Below are 5336 nucleotides of genomic sequence, written 5' to 3' on the forward strand. Positions count from 1 at the left end.
TGCTGCAAATCACTGCGGTCCATCGCTCCATGGATTCAGACATCCCGCCCCGTGGCAAGGGGCAAGAGGCAAGAGGGTGGGTAATTGCGGGCGACAATTTAGCCATGATGGCCTTTCGGGAACGAACACTTCCGTTCCCCGACGGCGCCATCATCGCCGCGATTCCTCGGAATTATGTCTCATCCGAGGAAAACAACAAGATCTTTGGCCACGACTCCGGTCAGCAATCTCGAGGCCCCGAACCCAGGAGCTGGACATGAGCAATACGCAAGCCCGCAGCGCAGATGCAGTCGACGCCCCCGGAAGGCCGGCGGTCGACACGAAGCTCGAGGTCATTGTCATACCTGTTTCGGACGTCGATCGCGCCAAGCGCTTTTACGGCGGCCTGGGTTGGAGACTCGATGCCGATTTCGCCTCAGGCGACGACTTCCGTGTGATCCAGTTCACGCCGCCCGGCTCGGGGTGCTCGGTCATCTTCGGCAAGAACGTCACCGCGGCGGCGCCGGGCTCCGCCCAGGGCCTGTACCTGATCGTTTCCAACATCGAAGCCGCCCGCGACGAGCTTCTCGGCCGCGGCGTCGAGATCAGCAAGGCCTTCCACGACGGCGGCGGCGTGTACGCCGGGACAGACGAGCCCTATCTGTTTGGGCGGCGCCGGGTTGAGGGTCTCGATCCCGAGCATCGCAGCTACCGCTCGTTCGCCTCGTTCAGCGATCCCGACGGCAATGGTTGGCTGTTGCAGGAGATCACCACGCGATTGCCCGGACGCGTGGACGCGGACACAACGACATTCCCCTCATCGACCGAGCTTGCGGCTGCGCTCCGACGCGCCGCGGCCGCGCACGGCGAGCACGAGAAGCGGACGGGCAAACAAGATCCGGATTGGCCGGACTGGTACGCGGAGCACATCGTCCGGGAGCAGGCCGGCAAGCCGCTGCCGACATGAGCAGCGGCTCGCTTCCCGTCAGCCGATCGCTCTGACAGCCGTGATTCGAATGCCTGAGCGCCGCCTCGGGCGGCGTCCTGGTGGTCAAAACCTGACGCTTGGTCCCCGCGCCGAGGGACCAGACGGCGCTTTTACTATGCCACCGTCAACCAGCCGAGGTATCTGGAATGAAAACGCACACAACACGCGGAGCCACCGCGTTGGCAGGCATCAATCCCGCTCACGCCGGCGAGCCGGTGGAAGCACCCGGCGCCAGGACTGAGGCCGCGCCGAAGCAGGAGATCCGGCTCGAGCGCCTCACGCCGGAATACTGGCGCGTCACGCTGGACAACCCGCCGTTCAACATTTTCGGCCCTGAGACCATTCCGCAGCTGAACAGCGTCATCACCCAGATCGAGACCGACCCCAAGGTCAAGGTCGTCGTGTTCCAGAGCGCGGTGCCGGGCTTCTTCCTGACGCACTACGACTTCGTTTCGCCGCTCTCGGCGACGACGGGCATTTCGCCCGGCGCGACCGGCCTGCCGGCGTTGCCCGACATGCTGGTGCGCCTGAGCCGCGCGCCGGTGGTGTCGATTGTGTCGATCCGCGGCCGCGCCACAGGGGTCGGCAGCGAGCTGTCCCTGGCGAGCGACATGCGTTTTGCCAGTCGCGAGAAGGCCCTATTGTCGCAGTGGGAAATCGGCGCCGGGTTGGTGCCTGGCGGCGGCCCCATGGCCCGCCTGCCGCGCCTGATCGGGCGCGGCCGCGCGCTGGAAGTCCTGCTCAGCGGCGAGGACATCCCCGGCGACCTGGCGGAGCGCTATGGTTACGTCAACCGCGCGTTGCCCGACGCCGAGCTGGACCCCTTCGTCGACGCGCTGGCCCGGCGCATCGCCGGGTTCGACAAGCAGTCCATTGCCGACATCAAGCGCCGGGTCGACATCGCGAGCCTGCCGCCTGACTCCGAGATCGGCGCCGAATGGGACGCGTTCCTGGCCTCGGTGCAGCGCCCGCAGGCCCAGCAAAACATCAAGCGCCTGATGGAGATGGGGCTGCAGACCAACCCCGACGTCGAAAGCCGCCTGCCGTACTACACCGGCGCTCTCGGCCAATAGCGGCGTGCGTCGGCTGGACTGGTGAACGCAAGGGACATGTCTGGTTTTCCCGAGTATCCGCGCCGCGCGATCAAATCGAAGGCGCGACGCCTGAAGATCATCGGAGCAGACCCGTTCCGGCGCGATCCATTGCGCCAAATTATCGTCGATACCTCAGTCGGAATGCGCGGCAGGTTCGGGCTTGCCCCGACACGGAGGCGCTCTGGTTGATCTGGAGGCCTGCGCCTAGGCGTGGCCAAGTCGCCACCGACACCAAGGTATCCGCGACACCATAGTGCAATAGCGCTTCGCTGACGCCGCCGAAATATTCTCGGCATCGCCTGAACGACTTCCAATCGCAGGACGATGAGGCCGGGAAACGGCGCTTTTGCCTGGGCAGTCTCGACATCCGGCCGATCTGAAGGAGGAGGAGTTGAGCATGCCAGACGAACAGAAGGTCGCCGTCGTCACCGGCGCGTCCCAGGGCATCGGCGCGGGCCTTGTCGAGGGCTTTCGCGCCCGGGGCTACGGAGTCGTCGCCAACTCCCGGTCGATCCGCAAGTCGGAAGACTCCAACGTTGTGACTGTGGCTGGCGACATCGCCGATCCCGAGATCGCCGGCCGGGTCGTCTCGGCGGCGCTGCAGCGCTTCGGGCGCCTCGACACGCTGGTCAACAATGCGGGCGTCTTCATCGGCAAGCCCTTCACCGCCTATTCGGCTGAGGACTACGCTCAAGTCGTCGCCACCAATCTGGCCGGCTTCTTCTTCGTGAGCCAGCGAGCGGCCGAGGCGATGCTGGCGCGGGGGCGCGGTCACATCGTCAACGTCACGACCAGCCTGGTGAACCATGCCAATTCGCAGCTGCCCGCGGCCCTGGCCGCGCTGACCAAGGGCGGGCTCGACGCGGTGACTCGATCGCTCGCCATCGAATTCGCGGGCCGTGGCGTTCGCGTGAACGCGGTCTCGCCTGGCGTCATCCGCACGCCCATGCACGAAGCCGATACCCACGCCTTCCTGGCGGCGCTGCATCCGCTCAAGCGGCTCGGCGAGGTTTCCGACATCGTCGGCGCGGTCCTCTACCTCGAGGACGCAGACTTCGTCACCGGCGAAACCCTGCATGTCGACGGCGGCCAGGCCGCCGGCCACTGATCCGAGCTCAAAAGGGGTCTGTCATGCCATACGTCTTCATCCAGGTGACCCGCGAGGGGACCGAGCCGGGCCTGGACCACGTGACGCCCGAACAGAAGGCCGCCATCTACCAGGGCGTCAGCCAAGTGCTGTTCGACGTGCTGAAGAAGCCGCCCGAATGGACGTGGGTCGTCATCCAGGAGGTGGAAACGGAGAACTGGGGCTGGGGCGGCCTTCCGCTCGACGACTACCGCCGACGGTTGGCGGAGAAGCAGAAGTCGTGACGCAGCGGGAGAGCCCTCGTGAATTCGACCTCCGCCAGCCTGACCGACCGCACGACCCTCGTGGAGGAGAATCCGGCGTCGTCTGGTCCAAGCGCCAAAGCATGGCTCGGCGCCCTCTCCGTCGCCAGCGCGTGACGGCGGGCTCGAACCTGAACCGATTGCCGCCGGAGGATCGACCCGCGCCCTCCGGCGACAGAGGCGCGTTGCGCCGATTTTTCTCAAGTCTTCGGCTTATTCTTTCGCGGCGTCGTGGTAGCGCAGCGCATCGACCAGCAGGGCGAAGGCCGGTGACGATTGCCGCCGGCTCGGGTAGTAGAGGCGGTAGGCCGACCAGGGCGCGCACCAGTCCTCAAGCGCCCGTTCGAGGCGACCGTCAGCGAGATAGGCCTCAGTGAGATCCTCCGGCACATAGGCGAGGCCGAGGCCGGCGAGCGCGGCGTCGAGGGCCTGAAAGACGCTGCTGAAAACGAGTTGGCCTTCGACCCGCACCCTCACGTCGCGGCCGTCCTTCTCGAACTCCCACGCGTAGAGGCCGCCGTAGGTTGGAAGCCGCAGGTTGATGCAATTGTGACCGACGAGGTCCTGCGGCGTCGTTGGCGGCGGGCGCTTCGCGAAGTAGGACCTGGCCCCGACCACGGCAAAGCGAACGTCAGGCCCGATGCGAACCGCGATCATGTCCCTGGAGACCTGCTCGCCCAGGCGCACGCCTGCGTCGTAGCGCTCGGCGACGATGTCGGTCAGTCCATAGTCGATGGCGATCTCGACCTTGATGTCTGGATAGTTCGGCAGGAACTTCGCCAGCTTTGGCCAGAGAACCGAGTGGACCGCATGGTCCCCGGCGGTGATCCGAATGGTTCCGGCGGGCTTCTCGCGAAGCGCGCTCAACGCCTCAAGTTCGGTCTCAATCTCCCCGATATGGGGCCCTATCGTGCGCAGGAGGCGTTCGCCCGCCTCGCTCGGCGCGACGCTGCGCGTGGTGCGGCTCAAAAGGCGAAGGCCGAGCCGCGCCTCGAGGCCTCGGATGGTCTGGCTCAGCGCCGATTGCGACACGCCGAGCTTCGCGGCGGCGCGGGTAAAGCTCCGCTCGCGCGCGACCGCTAGGAAAGCGGCCAGATCGTTGAGGTTCTCGCCTGGCATTCATAAGACTCACTTATAAGCGCACGCGCATAATACTGTCTAATTGTTCCCCCGCCCGCGCGCTAGATATTGGGAGAAGAAGACGGAGGAATGCGATGGAGATCAAGCGAAGCGGTTCGGAGCCGTCCGGCAAGGGGCCGGCCGATTGGTTCACCGGCACGGTGCGTATCGATCCGCTGTTCAGCCCGCCCGACCCGGCGCGCGCGACCGGCGCCAGCGTCACCTTCGAGCCCGGCGCGCGGACAGCGTGGCACACCCATCCGCTCGGTCAGACCCTGATCGTCACCGCGGGGTGCGGACGGGTCCAGCGCGAGGGCGGCCCGATCGAGGAGATCCGACCGGGCGACGTCGTGTGGTTCCCACCGGGCGAGAAGCACTGGCACGGCGCGGCGCCCACCATCGCAATGACCCACATCGCCATTCAGGAAAAGCTCGGCGGCAAGGCGGTCGACTGGCTGGAGAAGGTCAGCGACGAGCAATACGGGAAGTGAGGCGGCCATGCCCCACGTGATCGTGAAGCTCGCATGCGGCCGATCCGATCAGCAGAAGGCTCACGGACGGGCAGCACGGCCCCCTCGGGGCGCCTCCACCACAGCGAATATTCGTTCTGAAGGGCCGTGACGGGCTGAACGGCGTGCGCGCGGCGGATTGTTTGCACGCCAGCCTCCGAAAGCCCGAAGTGCCTCACCTTCCCTTCCTTGATCAGGTCCTTGACCGCCCCGGCCACGTCTTCGATCGGCACGTTGGGGTCGACACGGTGCTGATAG

General features: G+C 66.1%; 6 protein-coding genes and 2 pseudogenes. 6 read left to right on the forward strand and 2 right to left on the reverse strand.

Translation table 11 applies throughout. The features are described 5' to 3' along the window. From ACLP25_RS23800 to ACLP25_RS23820, 5 genes and pseudogenes are all read left to right on the forward strand, one after another. A pseudogene (locus ACLP25_RS23800) lies at positions 1-260 on the forward strand (hypothetical protein); the annotation flags it as partial. Continuing rightward, a complete protein-coding gene (locus ACLP25_RS23805; protein ID WP_442471605.1) occupies positions 257-946 on the forward strand; it encodes a VOC family protein in 690 nt (229 codons plus the stop codon). The pseudogene ACLP25_RS23800 and the gene ACLP25_RS23805, both read left to right, overlap by 4 nt. A gap of 200 nt (positions 947-1146) precedes the next feature. Beyond that, positions 1147-2040: an enoyl-CoA hydratase/isomerase family protein gene (locus tag ACLP25_RS23810; RefSeq protein WP_442471606.1), complete on the forward strand. Its 894-nt coding sequence runs from the start codon at positions 1147-1149 to the stop codon at positions 2038-2040. Positions 2041-2458: 418 nt separating this feature from the next. Next, positions 2459-3169, forward strand: coding sequence for an SDR family NAD(P)-dependent oxidoreductase (locus tag ACLP25_RS23815; protein ID WP_442471607.1), 711 nt, complete (start codon positions 2459-2461; stop codon positions 3167-3169). Between the two features lie 23 nt (positions 3170-3192). After that, positions 3193-3432: a tautomerase family protein gene (locus tag ACLP25_RS23820; RefSeq protein WP_442471608.1), complete on the forward strand. Its 240-nt coding sequence runs from the start codon at positions 3193-3195 to the stop codon at positions 3430-3432. Between the two features lie 231 nt (positions 3433-3663). Here the strand turns inward: ACLP25_RS23820 and ACLP25_RS23825 are convergent, their stop codons facing one another. Then, complete coding sequence (locus ACLP25_RS23825; protein WP_442471609.1) at positions 3664-4569, reverse strand: LysR family transcriptional regulator; 906 nt, start codon at positions 4567-4569, stop codon at positions 3664-3666. A gap of 95 nt (positions 4570-4664) precedes the next feature. Here ACLP25_RS23825 and ACLP25_RS23830 point away from each other — a divergent pair, with 95 nt between their 5' ends. Then, positions 4665-5060 (forward strand): (R)-mandelonitrile lyase, encoded by a 396-nt coding sequence (locus ACLP25_RS23830; RefSeq protein WP_442471610.1) that lies wholly within the window; start codon positions 4665-4667, stop codon positions 5058-5060. 59 nt (positions 5061-5119) lie between these two features. Here ACLP25_RS23830 and ACLP25_RS23835 read toward each other — a convergent pair. Continuing rightward, positions 5120-5336 (reverse strand): annotated as a pseudogene (locus ACLP25_RS23835) (aldo/keto reductase); the annotation flags it as partial.

This window comes from Roseiarcus sp. (assembly GCF_052145395.1).
Lineage (GTDB): Bacteria > Pseudomonadota > Alphaproteobacteria > Rhizobiales > Beijerinckiaceae > Roseiarcus.

What these genes read in the sequence shown, in the direction of transcription:
- ACLP25_RS23815 (WP_442471607.1), top strand. Translation starts at nt 2,459, where the DNA reads ATGCCAGACGAACAGAAGGTCGCCGTCGTCACCGGCGCGTCCCAGGGC.
- ACLP25_RS23805 (WP_442471605.1), top strand. Translation starts at nt 257, where the DNA reads ATGAGCAATACGCAAGCCCGCAGCGCAGATGCAGTCGACGCCCCCGGA.
- ACLP25_RS23830 (WP_442471610.1), top strand. Translation starts at nt 4,665, where the DNA reads ATGGAGATCAAGCGAAGCGGTTCGGAGCCGTCCGGCAAGGGGCCGGCC.
- ACLP25_RS23825 (WP_442471609.1), bottom strand. Translation starts at nt 4,569, where the DNA reads ATGCCAGGCGAGAACCTCAACGATCTGGCCGCTTTCCTAGCGGTCGCG.
- ACLP25_RS23820 (WP_442471608.1), top strand. Translation starts at nt 3,193, where the DNA reads ATGCCATACGTCTTCATCCAGGTGACCCGCGAGGGGACCGAGCCGGGC.